Here is a 14,526-nt window from a genome sequence, read left to right as displayed (position 1 = left end):
GAAGGCCCTACGAAAAAACGATCAAAACTAGTCGTATAGTCCCGAAAACTATCTTCGCGGCGATAAAGGGCGTTGAGGCGGTATAACAAATTACCGTCTTTATCCAAGGGACCGGATAGATCGACACTGGGACTGACAAACCCTCGGTTACCGCCTTGGATTTGTAGCTTATAGAATGGTTCCGATAAGGGTTTCTTGCGGACCAAATTAATCAGTCCACCAGGTTCTGACTGGCCAAACAAAACCGAGGCAGGCCCTTTTAGAACTTCTACCCGCTCTAAGTTGGCAATTTCAGGTTCAACTGAATTGTCGCCAAACAGCCGAAATCCATTTTGCAAGACAGGAACGTTATCAAAGCCGCGAATGGAAAAATTCAGTCCGCGACCATCGTTATTCCCTAAAAAGGTGACGCCACCCACATTCTCCACTACCTCTTCGACGCCAATTGCCTGCTGATCTTCAATGATCTGCTTGGGAATGACTTGAATAGATTGGGGAACATCTCGAATGGGCGAATCGGTCCGTGTCCCTATGCTGGCATTAGGTGGAGCATAACCTTCTTCAGGATTAGCCGTCACGGTAATTTCCACATCTTCATCTTCTGCCAAGGTATCGGGTGCCGATTCTGAGGCAATAGAAAAGGTGAGTCCTGAGTCTGCATTGCTAACCGTCGCTGTGGGAGCAGCCTTGGCTCCTCTGATCACGACTTGCACCTGATCATCGGCCTGGTTCGTGACGCTAATTTGCGTAATCTCAGGGGTTGGATTAGCTTGCTCAAAGCTGGGACCTTCTGGCAAGACTAATACAGCATTGGGAATAATAGCACTCAGACGATTTCCCTCGGTGGTGGGGGTGGGAATACTAAGCTGTCCTGTCTCAGATTCCAAAATAATAGTGAGACCCTCTGGGCTAGGTTCTACCCGCACAGCCGTAATCTCAACGATGGATGCCTCAATTTGCGCCTGCCATTCCTTGACGCTGGTGGCGGGTTGGGAAGAAGGGGGTGTAGAGAGTTTCGCGAGATCAATCTCTAGAGTCTCAGGTACTCCGGCAGCCTGTTCAGCCCGGAGGGGAAGCGGAGCTATAAGGCCCAAAGTAGCAATCACGGCAGGAAGGCCATAGGCTAGTGATTCAGAAAGCGATGTTTCCTGAATCAATTTTCTACGTTTAGACATTATTGCTTCGCCCACAGAGTCATTATTAACTAGGAATCATAGGGGAGCTGTCTTCTCACCATCTTTGCGATCCGGACTTTTTTCTTTGCGATCCGGACTTTTTCAGACTTTTAAATTCGGCAACCTAGCTGATACGCTTTAGGGCTCATGGAAAACTTACGGCGAAAGGCCGTGCTAAAAGCTTCAGGATTACGGTAGCCCACGGTCAGGGCCACGGAAGCAATGGTTAGACTGGTGTCTTCTAAAAGTTGCTTTGCTTGTCCCATCCGATAGTCTTGTAAATAACCAAACACTGTCGTGCCAAACAGTTGGCGAAATCCCTGTTTGAGTTTGCGATCGTTCAACCCTACTTGATGAGCTAATTCAATCAATAAAGGAGGATTATCCGATTGTTGAATTAACAGATCCCGTGCCTGATGCAAACGTTCAATATCATCTTTTCGTAAGGCAGGTGCCTGTCGATACTGCTGCTTCCAAGTTTCTAACTGCAGAGTCAACAACTCTAATGCCTTACTTTCAACATATAAGGCTTGTGTAGCTCCTGTATAAGGACAATCCACCAGCTGTTGAAGCAACTGCTCCATTGCAGGAGAGATCGGGCCTAAGGATTGGTGAAAGCGTTGCTGTAACTTCTGGTCTTGAAAAATATTGCGTAAAGGGTTGGGCAGCGCCTGGTCATTCCGTAAAAAGTGGAAGTAGTCTGTGTTGGCATAAATCATCACCAGGTGGATCGCTTCTCCCCCATGCCATTCTTCAATTTCTTCCAAGTCAGGAAGGTGATACAGGTAGTTAAACCCTTGTTGCTCCAAATAATCTGGTTGAATGCCTTGAATGCCAGGTGTCTCCACCCTTGCCGATCCAGCCAGAAAAAACTTAGAGGTTAACGGAAACACCGGTTCATGAATTTGTTCAATCCGGAGAGTTTCCTGCAGTATGCCCTCCCGAATTTCAATCGTTAAGCCACCGCGCAAGTTTAGCTGGCGATAAGTGCCTTGGCCTAATCTTCTGGGTAGCAGGGTTGAGCGATCTAATCCGTTCTGATTAGATGGGGACTCCATTTGACCTTGCTGACAAAGCTGGCTGAACTCTGCGGCCTTCAGAAAAAGTGCCATAGACCTAGAATTCAAACGTCAGACCAACTCCGAAATTAATTCCAGGTTGGTTTATCCAGGCTGAATGTATGGTTGTTGATGGCGTTGTTCGTTTCATTATTTAGCCTGTAGGCATCCGCATAGGCCACATACTAGATCAATAGTTTTAGCCAAAATCAATAGAGACACCGATTAGGCAACCACCCTTGCTAGAGCTAGAGATGTCGGCATTCTGGCAGAATCAGCCATAATTGAGACCTTATATTTAATGACACTAATTGTCAAGTAATGGTGGCTTAAGTCCAGCCAGAATTTCTATTTCTCAGACAGAAAGGCAAATGTTAGCAAATTTTGACTTTGAGATAAAATTGGTATGCCAACTATTGAGAATAGCTAGGGCGCTTTCTATTAAAGGGATTGAGCTATAGAATAGCCACTTTGGGATAGTGAGGGTCGTGGGTTCAAATCCCGCCGCTCCGATTCTATGCGAAAGCAAGAACCATAAAGGCGTTCAGGGTTTACCAAGTATTCCTAGAGGCCATTTTTTATTGTCAATTACATGACAATTGGGGTCATTTAGCCTGGATTATTCACAAGGGCTTGAAACACTGATGGCAAGGACACTCCTCAAAACAGCCTGTAGTTCAAACCAATGTTGGGATTAATCTCTGGAGAGGTGTTTGAGGCACTCCCAAAACCATCATGAATAATGCAGGCTAGGAGGACAGAAGCTCGCTATTGACCGCTGTTTGTACCTGTATTGTGGAGCAAGTGATGATGTTGCCATACAAATAAAACCACTTACACTCTATCCAGCATGGAGGTGACCACAGACCTAAAAGCCCCGACAATGTGAATTGATTGGGAGGTAGATAGCAGATGGATTAAGTCACTGTCCACTTGTTCGAGTAAAGGTCACTTTGACAAAGTCTCACAAGACTTTCAGTTGCCGCTCCGCGGAGGCGATTTTTAGTGGTTTACTGATCAGCGATTGGCTATTAATTGCCCAGAGGGAGCGCACTGCTTTTCTCTGGCGTGGGGCTTGCAAAAAACTTACCCACACTCCTTACTCATCATCGTCGTTATCATCATCCTTTGTCGGATATTCAAAGCCTTTGGCTCGGCCTGTGAGAATAGATTTTCCCGTAGAGAGGGCTCGTTGGGCAGCTAAATTTGCCTTGCGGTTCCAATGGGCACGACGAGAATCACGCTTAGAATTGGACGTCTTTTTCTTTGGGACAGCCATGGATTAAACCAGGAAATAAAAGTACAGCTTTGCTATCTTAACACTGAATTCTAGATTGGACGTTATTCTTGTCGGATCCAGATGGGCAAAAGAAACCTTAAATATATTCCACTCATCTCTCATCCTTGGATAGTTAAAGGTGCGATCTTGCACCTGCCATCTCTCTTTCCTGCTAGAGAAGGCCCCTCCCTTCAGATAAAATTGCTGAAGTTCATAAAGATCCACTGAGTTGAATAGTCCATCTCCTAAGCAAGCTCAAGAGTTATTACACAAATCATCCCTCGGACTTGCGGTTGTCGGTCTCGTGCTGGTCACACCCTTTGCTATCCATAACTTCCTGCAAGGACGGTATTTACTGGGCCTGGGTGGACTTCTAGTAAATGGGATCTTTACATTCAATATCTGGAGTATCACAACACGCCATTATTACTCCGACACCCTTACCCTCATGGGGCTTGTCCCCATCGTTACATTCTTTATAAACCTTACGTTTTTAAGGTATGGCATTATCGGTATTTTTTGGTGTTATCCTGCTGTTCTGACTTGCTACTTTATGCTGCCAGAACGGAAAGCATGGTTTGCCAATACAGCACTGCTGACCATAACTCTCCCCATTGCCTGGCACATTCTTGAGCAAGCGCTAGCCATTCGGATGGTTACCACCCTGTTGATGGTCAGTATTTTCTCCGCCATCTTTATCCGGGTGATTAACGAGCAGCAACAGAAACTCGCACAGCAGGCAATCACTGATTCACTCACTGGACTCCTCAACCGAACGTCGCTGCAAGAAACCCTTGAGCGATCAATCGATCAAAGTAAACGCTTGGGCATTGCCATGACGCTGGTCTCCCTTGATATTGACCATTTCAAATCCATTAATGACATCTGTGGCCATGCTACTGGGGATCAGGTGCTACGCGATATCAGTCACTTGCTTACAGAATGATTGCGACGTGTTGACAGAATATTTCGAATCGGGGGAGAAGAATTTCTCCTCCTTCTCTACGGCACTGATGCTGGGAGTGGGTATGTTGTTGCTGAAGAATTGCGCTACTTAATTGGCGCAACGCAGTTTCTCCCCAATCATTCAGTAACGGTCAGCCTGGGGGTAGCTACCCTAAACCCCAGAGAAGACTGGATGTCCTGGATGCAGCGCAGTGATGATTATCTCTACCGTGCCAAATCAACCGGGCGAAATCGCGTGATGTGCAAGTGATCTTCTGTTCTGTGTATAACCAAAATATGAAACCCCTACGCCACCATCTAACGCATTTCTGCCTAACGCTGGGATTGATTTTTTCCCTGATTATGGCTGCCCCTGCAGCATTAGCCCTCGGAGGTGAGCCTCCACCCTTAGACCAGCCCGCACCCACCTTCACATTACCCAGCAATAGCGGGGATGGCGAGATATCTTTGACAGACTATCAAGGCAAGTGGGTCGTTTTGTATTTCTATCCACAAGACTTTACGCCAGGATGTACGGTTGAAGCCCAGCGCTTCCAACAAGATCTACCTAAATACATCGAGCGCAATGCCCAAGTGATTGGGGTGAGCGTCGATTCTGTCGATAGCCATGCTGAATTCTGTGACTCAGAAGGGCTGAGGTTCCCCCTTTTAGCTGATGAGGATGGGGCGGTCAGTAAAGCCTATGGTTCCTGGATGAGCTACTTTTCCCTGCGGCATACTTATCTGATTGATCCAGATGGGATTCTGCGGGAACGCTATGTTAAGGTTCGTCCGGTTATTCATAGCGAAGAAGTGCTAGCTCGATTAGACGAACTCCAAGCAGATAGTTAAGCAAAAAAAAGCCCCCGATGGGGGACTTATTTGTTGGAATGCACGTATTGGGTGATGACGACCCAAGCGCGCTAATGAGGTTTAAAGGGTTTGCTTATCTCTGAAATTAAAGATATCAACCAAAAGTGAAGATATCGCGAATATCAAGAAAATGATGAGTCCCCTAGTAGGTCTCAACGTGCCATCGTCCAGCTTTCTTTAAGCCTTTGCGATACTCAACCCAGTCGATGCCATACTGGTGGGTGGCAGCGGACATTCCTGCATCGATCCCACCTTCCATACCTTTCAAACCACAGATATAGGTATGGGTCTTTTCGTCTTGGATCAGCTCCCAGAGCGCATCGGCCTGCTCCGCAATGCGATGTTGAATATACATCTTGCCCCCCTGGACATTCTTCTGTTCCCGACTAATGGCATAGGTAAGCTGAAACTGATCGGGGAATTGGGTCTCTAGGGCTTCGAGCTGCTCTTTGTAAAGAATGTTGGCCGTATAGGGCACACCAAAGAACAGCCAAGCTTTGCCTCGGAACTGATAGTCGGGATGTTGTTCCTGAAACAATCGCCATAGATAGGCTCGAAACGGAGCGATGCCTGTGCCCGTCGCAATCATAATCACGTTGGCGTCGGGGTCATCTGGCAAGAGCATTTCTTTGCCCACAGGTCCCGTGATTTTAACAGCAGTCCCAGGCTGAAGCTGATTTAAATAGCTGGAGCAAACCCCATATACTCGTTCACCCGTTTCGGGGTGATCATATTCCAGTTGTCGAACGCATAAGGAGACGGTTTGATCATCCCCCTGATCACCATGCCGTGTGGAGGCAATCGAATAGAGCCGCAGCTTATGGGGACGGCCATTTTCATCGGTTCCTTCTGGAATAATCCCCAGACTCTGACCTTCTAGGTAATGGAAATCACTTCCTGCTAAGTCAAAGGTAATATGGCGAACCGATCCTTCTCCATTGGCTTGGACTAGTTCTTCATTGGTCAGACACTGGCTGATTAAGGGGGCTTTGGGACGATAGATATTGACCGGAACTTTTTCTTTTAGCTGCATAGACAGAGAATCTCAGGTGTATCAATCCACACTTCTTGTTGAAGTGAAAGATCCATTTAGACTCCAATCAGCCTACGGTCATCTTTTGGGCACCATTGTCACGAACAGTACACTTTCCAAGATTCTTTAACTTTGTTAGGCAACCACTACAAAAATTTTGGCCGTTCTGTCTGTGTTTGATTGAGTAGGTCTTCTAAGGCTGACCAGTCTGAGCGTTCGATGATATCAGTGAGCTGATCGAGGCTTTGAAGGTATTGTTGGAGAGAACGCAACAGTTCTTCCCGGTTGTACTGAGCCATCATGAAGCTGAGTTCGAGATTGCCCATTGTATTTTCCTACATCTTATCCAGCAAGCTCTTTAGCTCCGTTGTTATCCACAACATCGTTGAAGACTATTGGGTGTGTGACCAGGGAGAGATTGATATCGTGCTCAATAATCTCAAAAAAAGTCATAACATTGCCTTATGATGCCGCAAACTGTTGAGCTTCAGCCAGGATGGGATTGAGTCCAAACCAGGTGCCTTTCTCGTCCCGGTATTCGAAGACGAACAGGCTCCGCAAGAGTGTATGGTATCCTTCCTCCCCGACGACGGCTTTTTGGGCTTTAACTTGGTTAAGCAATTCCCATTCTTGGGCTTGAATGGCACGAACCAATGCGTCCCGCTGCACGGAGATGACGTCTTCGAGGGTGTCACGATCGAGGGGGGGATCTTGCTTTTGCAGACAGCCGTAGAGGAGGACCAGTAGGTTACGAATGTGGCCGCCGCTGACCAGACAGAGACGATCGCAGGTCTCTGGGTGATCAAATATCTCGCTCAGGTATTCGGGGCGTTCTGCGGGGGAGAGCTTGGGGAAGGCGCGGGCGAGAATCAGTTGCTTTAACAGGTCAATGCCGTCGGAATGGTGGATGCCGTCGCGGTTTTGGACCCGCGCCATTGGTAATACTTTGGGCACGCCGCCAAAGCGATCGCTGAGGGGGGCAATGGAGTTGGAGAAGCAGAGAACAAGGGGAGTGGTGTAGACCATATGGCAGTTAAGCTGCCGCAGTTTTTCGCCACGGGTGACGAAGATATATTCTGCTTGGTTGCGTTCTTGGGTGTTTTCGAGGCGATCGAGGCTATCGACGATGGCGACGAGTCCTTTGTAGCCGCGCGCTTGCAAAGCCTGGGTGGCGGGGGCGAGGAGTTCTTGGTTGATTAACTCTAGGAGATTGTCTGTTTGGGGTTCGAGGTGTTGACGGAGGCGGGCGCGGGCAGAGGGGTTATTTTTGAGTCTGGCGCTGAGTTTGGCAATGCCCAGATCGATGCTGGTCTCTCCGGTGGGGCCAACGCTGGCGGTGACAGAGCCAATTCCAGGCAGGGGGGTGGGCAAGGTGGCGGAACCGGACAGATCGACGTCGCTATTGAGGAGGGTCCAGGTTTTTTGCAGGAGGTTTTGGAAGCCTTGGGGATCGAGGTGGATATCGGCTGTCGCCAGACTTTTACTAATTTGGCGGGCGACGGTGAGGAGCAGATCGGAGATATCGACGTCGGTCATGACCAGATCTTCGGTGGAGTCGAGATAGACGACGTGGAACCCGGCTTGCTCTAAATCATATTGGAGTTTGCGGAGTTCGGTGGATTTGCCGCAGCCGATGTGGCCGGTAAAGAGTTGGTGGGTGGGATCGTCGTTGCGGGTGATGGTGCGGTAGAGTTCATCCATAAGGCTAACGGAACCCGGTCGGCTGGTGCGGGCCTGGGTGAAGTTGATGTAGTAGGGGCGATCTCCCTCATTTGCGAGGATGAGCGGTTTGCTGGGGTTACAGGCTTTGAAAAATTGGTTGGGGTCGAGGGGCATGGTTGCGTTCCAATCACATCGACGGTAGGGTTACTGTTAAGCATAAACGCCACCTGCATTTTAATGGCCCGCTGGTATGATTTGGGGTAAATGTATGTCTATCGCTTTCACCCTTGCACTCTCCCCCTAAATCCCCCACTAGTGGGGGACTTGACCTGTTTTCTGGCATGAATATTCAAAATCTATCGCTTTCACCCTTGCACTCTCCCCCTAAATCCCCCACCAGTGGGGGACTTGACCTGTTTTTGGCACGAATATTCACAATCAGATTTGAGAGCAATATGTTTGAGATGTTGGCCCCACGATTCAGCTTGGCTGTAGGCTCTAAGTCCCCCAGAATGGGGGATTTAGGGGGCCGCGAGAAGCTTTGCTCTGTTCAGGGTGTTGAGTCGAACCTATTTTTGTTGTTGGTTGGCTGATGGCTGGCGGGCACCTTTGAGGGGCGGGATGTCGGCACAGGCATCGTGGGCGCGCATTCTTAATTGACGCTCTTCTTCTGGCAAATCGGGAAGGTTTCGACCCGCTACAAAGTCCTGCAAGTGGTCACACATCGCTGACAAAATGTGATCTAGATTGAGATCCCACAGCTTGGCGGTGGCATCCTCACTGCCGGTGAGGAGGGTGTTGCCATCGGGGGAGAAGGCCACGCTAGAGACGGAACCCTGGTGGCCTTGGAAGGTGTGCAGCAGTTTACCGTCGCGGGTCCACAGCTTCGCGGTGGTATCCCAACCGCCGGTGAGGAGGGTGTTGCCATCGGGGGAGAAGGCCACGCTAGAGACTTCAGACTGGTGGCCTTGGAAGGTGTGCAGCAGTTTACCGTCGCGGGTCCACAGCTTCGCGGTGGTATCCCTACTACCGGTGAGGAGGGTGTTGCCATCGGGGGAGAAGGCCACGCTAGAGACGCCATCCTGGTGGCCTTGGAGGGTGTGTAGCAGTTTACCGTCGCGGGTCCACAGCTTCGCGGTTCTATCCCCACTGCCCGTGAGGAGGGTGTTGCCATCGGGGGAGAAGGCCACGCTAGAGACGAGACTCTGGTGGCCTTGGAAGGTGTGCAGCAGTTTACCGTCGCGGGTCCACAGCTTCGCGGTGGCATCCCTACTACCGGTGAGGAGGGTGTTGCCATCGGGGGAGAAGGCCACACTCAAGACTTCAGACTGGTGGCCTTGGAAGGTGTGCAGCAGTTTACCGTCGCGGGTCCACAGCTTCGCGGTTCTATCCCCACTGCCCGTGAGGAGGGTGTTGCCATCAGGGGAGAAGGCCACGCTAGAGACGGAACCCTGGTGGCCCATAAAGCGAGATTTTTCTTTGGGTATGCTCTCGGCCAGAGAGAACGTTGACAGTAAATCGATGCGATTCCCACCGCGCAGGTTCTTCAGTTTGCTGTGCCATGCTTTGGCGTTGGTTAATACCTCAACCTGTTCATTCAGACCCAAGATATTGGCGTCAATCAAACTTTCCCAATAGAGGCTCTCAGCCACTGCCTGCGAATTGAGGGCATTGATATCTGCCACCCACTGCTGCCAAGTAGCAAATCCACCCGCAACCAAAGCCACAACCGCAGCCACAATGGTACCCCCCAAAATTCGCCTCAATCTACGATTACTAACTTGAGCCTCTTTCAACCGCTGCTCTTGCACCGCATCTCGATCAGCTTCCGCTTGCTTGCGCCTCTGCCGCTCTGCTTCTAACTGCTGGGTCAACTTCACCCCAAACTGCTGCCGAATAGGCCTTACCCAATAGTCATGCACCAACTGATAGTTGACCTCCGGCGTCGCCAGTATTTCAAAGGCCAAACCCGACCCCCTCAGCACCGTCAACACAAAGCCAAGATCCCCTGCCACAGAAAACTCCTGCTCCTCCGGCGTCAGGCCAGAACCACGCAACCGCACCTCCCGCCGCAGCTCCGTTTGGGTCTTCGTTGGGCGCTTCTCTGGTTCCTCCGTTAGCGCATAGAGGACCCGCTGCGCCAACTCCTCATTGTCCTGACCGCAATCTTGAATCACCTGCGCCAACCATCGCTCCACCAGGGCTTGCTTGGGCACCGCCCCCAGAGCCTCATAAGCCTGCAAAGTGGTGACCTGGTTCTCCCCCTGCACCATCTGCGCCCCCACCACCTGTAGCTCAATGGGGCGCACCCTCTCCTAATGCTGCCGCCAGATCGGCCACCAAGCGATCAACCAGGGCCACCTCAAACCGATAGGGCGACTTCCCCATCAGCTCACCAATCACCCCCTTAGCCCGCTCCGCAGAAAAATTGCCCAAGTAGTAGCGTACATTCTTATTGAGAATGTCATTGCCGATTGCCGTTAAATTGGCGAGGCGATCCCACTCCAACAAATAGTGAATATAGTCCTCCCGCAGGGACAAAAATACCCACACATAGGACACATCTAGGCAGTCTCGCAAAAACCCATAAAACTCGCGGCGTCCCGGTAGATCCAGATGCTGAAAAAAGAACTCCTCAAACTGGTCAAAAATCAGCACCGTGATCAAATGGCGGCGATAATTCTCACGCAGGAAGGCAATAAGTTGAGTAGAGGAGACTCCACTCTGTTCAGGCTCTCCAATCTGATACGTTTCTGAACCAGGCTGCAGAGGAGCTGGCGAAGATCCCCCCTGGAGCTGTTGCGCTAGCTCCCCCTGCCAGTTGTCATAGCGTTCAATAGCGATGGGCACCACCGAACGAGATTGATGCATTAATCGACGCAAGGCAGGCACCAACCCCGCCTGAATCAGTGAACTTTTGCCTACCCCCGACGGCCCGTGAATTACCGTGAGCCGACAATCATTCCGCTTCACCCGTGCCACCAGCGCTTCAATATCTGCTTGCCGACCGGATGCCGCAATTTCTTCTGTGACCACCTCCCCCAGCGCCCCCACCTGCCGCAACGGGCGCAACCGACCCGCCCCAATAAACGCCCGGAACCCGTATTGGGTTTCCACGGCCTCGCGATCACACTTAGCCGCAAAGGCTTGCCGATAATTTCCAGTGAGCGTATAAGCCCGGTGTAGCGCCCGTAGGATGCGAATATGCAAATCGGGGTCGGCCTCTGGTGGGACGGCCTCCCGCGCTTGCTCCAGCGAAGTGACGGCCTCCGGTGCCTGGTCTGAGTCTATGAGCGATCGCCCCAGGGCCAAACGGTAGAAGCCTGCCCGTTCAGGTTCATTCCCCTGTAAGGCTTGTTCCGCCTCCTGTTGCGCCGTCGCCGGTTCTCCTCGCGCCAGCGCCACCTCGGCCCGCAACCCACCGGCAAACTCGGATAAGAAACTTAAAGAATCTGCAAAGTCCGCAACGGCTGCCCACGGCTGCGAATCCTCTGGTTCCTGGAGCGCCAAGGCCAGCAGCACCCCACCCAACGCCAGTGCCACATTAGGACGTCGTCCGGTCTCGTAATGCCATGCCCGTTGTAGCATTGCTAGAGCTTGCTTGCAGCAGCTTACAAACTCGGCTCGATTGCGTTTGCCCTGCCGCTCCCACCACAGACCCAACCGATAACAGGCGGCGGCGGCCAGCGGCCCTTCATGGGCGAGGGCCAAGCACCGCTCTAGCGCCTCCCGCGCGGACGGATCGCTGCCCCCCTCAATCCCGAATACCAGGGCCACCCGCGCCGCTAAATCGGGTGCGATCTCGGTTCCACTGCCGTCCAGCTTCTGCCAGATCCGCTTCAGTTCTGCCCCGGTGCCATGCCGACCCTCCCGCGAAAAGGCCCAGTCAATCACGGCAGCGGTTTTGCGCTCTAAGATCTCCTGGCGCTCAGCGGGTTCCAACTGAAACACAATCGGCGGTGCCGCCCAACTGGTAAAGTCCGGCGCGCGCCGTCGCAGTTCTATTTCTGAGTCATCGGTCACCCAGATGATCACCGGAAAAGCCAACCGCTTGCGGAATTCCTCGCGGGCATTGTTAGCGATTGCCAAGATATCGTTCAGATGCGGCGAGGGTTCTAAGCCCGTCACGCAAGCAACCTGAGTGCCCTCGGGGGCATCCTCTAAGACCTCCACCAGGTTCACCGCCCCCAGTTCAGGCGTCGCCTGCCACATGTAGAGTCCTGAACCAAGGTGGGACTGCAAGACTTGAAGGAGGCGATCACGCAAATCTTCTGAATTACACTGGGCCAGCAGCAAAGCGAACTCACCCGCAGAAAGCTTGATGGCCCGCAGCAACTGCTTAATGCTGCTGTCTTGTTCCAGGCTCAGTGAAAAATTGTCTGTCCCCATTACACTTACTTGAGGATATCGACTCAGTTTAGCTGAAAATTATTCAGCACTTCCTCCCCCGACAACATTATTATGGCGACATTATGATGACTAGGGGACTTTTCGTGTCACCGTTGAGCCCAGCACTGAACCGTTGCCCGTTTAATGCCGAGAGCTTGGGCAATTTGAGCCTTTCACAAAAATTTTGGTCGTTCTGCTTGCGTTTGCTGGAGCAAAGCATCTAAAGCTGACCAGTCTGAACATTCAATGATATCGGTGAGCTGATCAAGACTTTGGCGGTATTGGTAGAGCGATCGCAACAATTCTTCTCGGTTGTACTGTGCCATCATACAGCCCAGCTCTGGATCGCCGCCGCCTACACGACTCGTATCTCGGAACCCAGAGCTGGCAAAAGCTTGGGCCAGTTGAACAATATCTGGATCAGCGTCACTGACGCAGGCTGCAATTAAGGCCGCGCTCACCATCTTGGGCAAATGGGAAATCCACGCAACGGCTCGATCATGAATGCCAGGAGAACATTCATATAAATCACCGTCCAGCTCACCCACCAGCTTTCTCATCACGTCGATCACATCCAGTGGGGTCTTAGTAGTAGGAGTCAGGATATAGGGATTCTGCGCAAATAAGTGGGATTGTGCAGCTTGAATGCCGGTCACTTCCCGGCCTGCCATTGGATGCCCTCCCAAAAAACGGGGCCATAAAGGGGTGACACGCTTCACGACTGGCCCTTTCACAGAACCAACATCCGTCAAAATTGCCTCAGGAGAAAGATAAGGAATCAAACGGGTTGCGATCGCATCAATCACACTCACCGGGGTGCAGATAAACACCACATCCACAGACGCGAGGGACGCGAGATCGGCACTAGCGGTATCGACGGCCCCCAATTTAACTGCATCTTCACAGGTTTGGGGTTGGCGACTGACACCCAACACTTTATACCCCAGGGCTCGAAAGTCATAGGCTAAAGAACCGCCAATTAAACCGAGGCCAACGATGCCAATTTTCATCCTGCCAAACTCATAAATTCTATGCGGGGGATCAGGGGATCTTGGACCATACCGATGCCTTGGTATTGCCAGCGGTCCAGAATGCCGCGAATTTGACTTTTACCAATGGACTCAACGCTAAACTTAGACGCAGCAGCTTGGGCATGGGTATTGAGGTAACTGAGGGCATCATAATGCTCAGGGAACAGCAGTAAGTAGCGCTGGGTCGCGTCTGGATCTGGCTGAGCGGCTAAATAATTGCCATCAGCCCGAGAGCGAAGCGTATAGTACGTATAGTACAGAGCAGTATTCATCGGCCTAATTCAGGTTACTCAGCTTAATGCGCGGATCGACGACGGCCAGGAGAATATCCGCCAGCAAATTGCCTACAATCAGCATCACCGCCCCCATCATTAACCCCGCCATCACCAAATAGAGATCTTGGGCCTGCACTGCTTTCAGCAACAATTGCCCCAGTCCTGGCCAGTTGAAAAAGAATTCAGCAATAAAGGCTCCCCCTAAAAGGCTAGAAAATTCAAACCCCAATAGGGTAATCAGGGGATTAACGGCATTGCGGAGGGCATGGGTATAGATCACCTTATTTTCCGGTAAACCTTTGGCACGGGCCGTTTGAATATAGTTTTGACGCAGAACATCTAGCATATTGCCTCGGGTAATCCGCTGAAGACCTGCAAAACCAGTAATACTCAGGGCTACAGTTGGCAGAATCATATGCCAGCCCACATCCAAGATCTGGCCAAGCCAGTTGAGATCGGCATGATCGATGCTGGTCATATCGCCCACGGGGAATAGGGGCGTACTCTGGGCCAGAAACAGCAGCAGTAAAGCCGTGATAAAGCTGGGAAAACCCTGACCGATATAACTCAAGATACGGAGGATGCGATCGCTCCACTGATTCTGATTCACCGCCCCAATAATCCCTAAGGGAATGGCAATGCTCCAGTTAATCACCAGGGAGGCCATCGCCAATAGCAGCGTGTTGGGAATCCGCTCCCAGATCAGTGCTGTCACAGGTCGCTGATAGCTAAAGCTTTCACCAAAGTCGCCTTGGTAGATTTGTCCCCAGTTACCCTTCCAAATCTGGGAAAAATCAAAGGTAAAA

At 51.2% G+C, this 14,526-nt stretch carries 10 protein-coding genes and 4 pseudogenes; 2 read left to right on the top strand and 12 right to left on the bottom strand.

Annotated features, from left to right (window positions below; translation table 11 throughout):
- From Q0991_RS05415 to rpmF, 3 genes are all read right to left on the bottom strand, one after another.
- A partial coding sequence (locus Q0991_RS05415; RefSeq protein WP_299486210.1) for a TonB-dependent receptor plug domain-containing protein occupies window positions 1-1,175 on the bottom strand: 1,175 nt, incomplete at its 3' end.
- 110 nt (window positions 1,176-1,285) lie between these two features.
- Complete coding sequence (locus tag Q0991_RS05410) at window positions 1,286-2,287, bottom strand: AraC family transcriptional regulator (protein ID WP_299486208.1); 1,002 nt, start codon at window positions 2,285-2,287, stop codon at window positions 1,286-1,288.
- A 1,045-nt stretch (window positions 2,288-3,332) separates the two neighbouring features.
- The gene (gene rpmF / locus Q0991_RS05405) at window positions 3,333-3,512 is read right to left on the bottom strand and encodes a 50S ribosomal protein L32 (protein WP_299486207.1); all 180 of its coding nucleotides are present in this window, start codon (window positions 3,510-3,512) and stop codon (window positions 3,333-3,335) included.
- Between the two features lie 448 nt (window positions 3,513-3,960).
- On the opposite strand from rpmF, the pseudogene Q0991_RS05400 reads away from it, so the two are divergent.
- Window positions 3,961-4,728, top strand: a pseudogene (locus Q0991_RS05400) (GGDEF domain-containing protein).
- Window positions 4,729-4,820: 92 nt separating this feature from the next.
- Entirely contained in the window at window positions 4,821-5,309 is a 489-nt protein-coding gene (locus Q0991_RS05395; RefSeq protein ID WP_366524899.1) for a peroxiredoxin, read from the top strand.
- 163 nt (window positions 5,310-5,472) lie between these two features.
- Here the strand turns inward: Q0991_RS05395 and Q0991_RS05390 are convergent.
- From Q0991_RS05390 to Q0991_RS05355, 9 genes and pseudogenes are all read right to left on the bottom strand, one after another.
- A pseudogene (locus tag Q0991_RS05390) lies at window positions 5,473-6,360 on the bottom strand (FAD-binding oxidoreductase); the annotation flags it as partial.
- A gap of 149 nt (window positions 6,361-6,509) precedes the next feature.
- Window positions 6,510-6,689 (bottom strand): prephenate dehydrogenase dimerization domain-containing protein, encoded by a 180-nt coding sequence (locus tag Q0991_RS05385; RefSeq protein ID WP_299486204.1) that lies wholly within the window; start codon window positions 6,687-6,689, stop codon window positions 6,510-6,512.
- Window positions 6,690-6,825: 136 nt separating this feature from the next.
- Window positions 6,826-8,199, bottom strand: coding sequence for an ATP-binding protein (locus tag Q0991_RS05380; RefSeq protein ID WP_299486202.1), 1,374 nt, complete (start codon window positions 8,197-8,199; stop codon window positions 6,826-6,828).
- A 395-nt stretch (window positions 8,200-8,594) separates the two neighbouring features.
- On the bottom strand, window positions 8,595-10,334 hold the full coding sequence (locus tag Q0991_RS05375; protein WP_299486200.1) for a WD40 repeat domain-containing protein: 1,740 nt from the start codon (window positions 10,332-10,334) through the stop codon (window positions 8,595-8,597).
- Window positions 10,321-12,414, bottom strand: coding sequence for an ATP-binding protein (locus Q0991_RS05370; RefSeq protein ID WP_299486198.1), 2,094 nt, complete (start codon window positions 12,412-12,414; stop codon window positions 10,321-10,323). The genes Q0991_RS05375 and Q0991_RS05370 overlap by 14 nt, the downstream gene beginning before the upstream one ends.
- A 107-nt stretch (window positions 12,415-12,521) precedes the next feature.
- Window positions 12,522-12,584: pseudogene (locus Q0991_RS25075) on the bottom strand (hypothetical protein); the annotation flags it as partial.
- A gap of 3 nt (window positions 12,585-12,587) precedes the next feature.
- The gene (locus Q0991_RS05365; protein ID WP_299486197.1) at window positions 12,588-13,424 is read right to left on the bottom strand and encodes a prephenate/arogenate dehydrogenase; all 837 of its coding nucleotides are present in this window, start codon (window positions 13,422-13,424) and stop codon (window positions 12,588-12,590) included.
- Window positions 13,421-13,717 carry a hypothetical protein gene (locus tag Q0991_RS05360; RefSeq protein WP_299486195.1) on the bottom strand — a complete coding sequence of 99 codons (297 nt, stop codon included), beginning with the start codon at window positions 13,715-13,717 and terminating at the stop codon, window positions 13,421-13,423. Before Q0991_RS05360 ends, Q0991_RS05365 begins: the two co-directional genes overlap by 4 nt.
- Window positions 13,718-13,721: 4 nt before the next feature.
- Window positions 13,722-14,480, bottom strand: a pseudogene (locus tag Q0991_RS05355) (ABC transporter permease); the annotation flags it as partial.
- Window positions 14,481-14,526: the final 46 nt, after the last annotated feature.

The organism is Acaryochloris sp. IP29b_bin.137, assembly GCF_028285745.1.
Classification (GTDB): Bacteria; Cyanobacteriota; Cyanobacteriia; order Thermosynechococcales; family Thermosynechococcaceae; genus Acaryochloris.
The sequence above is the reverse complement of the archived record's forward strand: the minus strand, read 5'-3'. Positions and strand labels throughout refer to the sequence as shown.

What these genes read in the sequence shown, in the direction of transcription:
- rpmF (WP_299486207.1), bottom strand. Translation starts at nt 3,512, where the DNA reads ATGGCTGTCCCAAAGAAAAAGACGTCCAATTCTAAGCGTGATTCTCGT.
- Q0991_RS05410 (WP_299486208.1), bottom strand. Translation starts at nt 2,287, where the DNA reads ATGGCACTTTTTCTGAAGGCCGCAGAGTTCAGCCAGCTTTGTCAGCAA.
- Q0991_RS05385 (WP_299486204.1), bottom strand. Translation starts at nt 6,689, where the DNA reads ATGGGCAATCTCGAACTCAGCTTCATGATGGCTCAGTACAACCGGGAA.
- Q0991_RS05365 (WP_299486197.1), bottom strand. Translation starts at nt 13,424, where the DNA reads ATGAAAATTGGCATCGTTGGCCTCGGTTTAATTGGCGGTTCTTTAGCC.
- Q0991_RS05370 (WP_299486198.1), bottom strand. Translation starts at nt 12,414, where the DNA reads ATGGGGACAGACAATTTTTCACTGAGCCTGGAACAAGACAGCAGCATT.
- Q0991_RS05395 (WP_366524899.1), top strand. Translation starts at nt 4,821, where the DNA reads ATGGCTGCCCCTGCAGCATTAGCCCTCGGAGGTGAGCCTCCACCCTTA.
- Q0991_RS05360 (WP_299486195.1), bottom strand. Translation starts at nt 13,717, where the DNA reads ATGAATACTGCTCTGTACTATACGTACTATACGCTTCGCTCTCGGGCT.
- Q0991_RS05380 (WP_299486202.1), bottom strand. Translation starts at nt 8,199, where the DNA reads ATGCCCCTCGACCCCAACCAATTTTTCAAAGCCTGTAACCCCAGCAAA.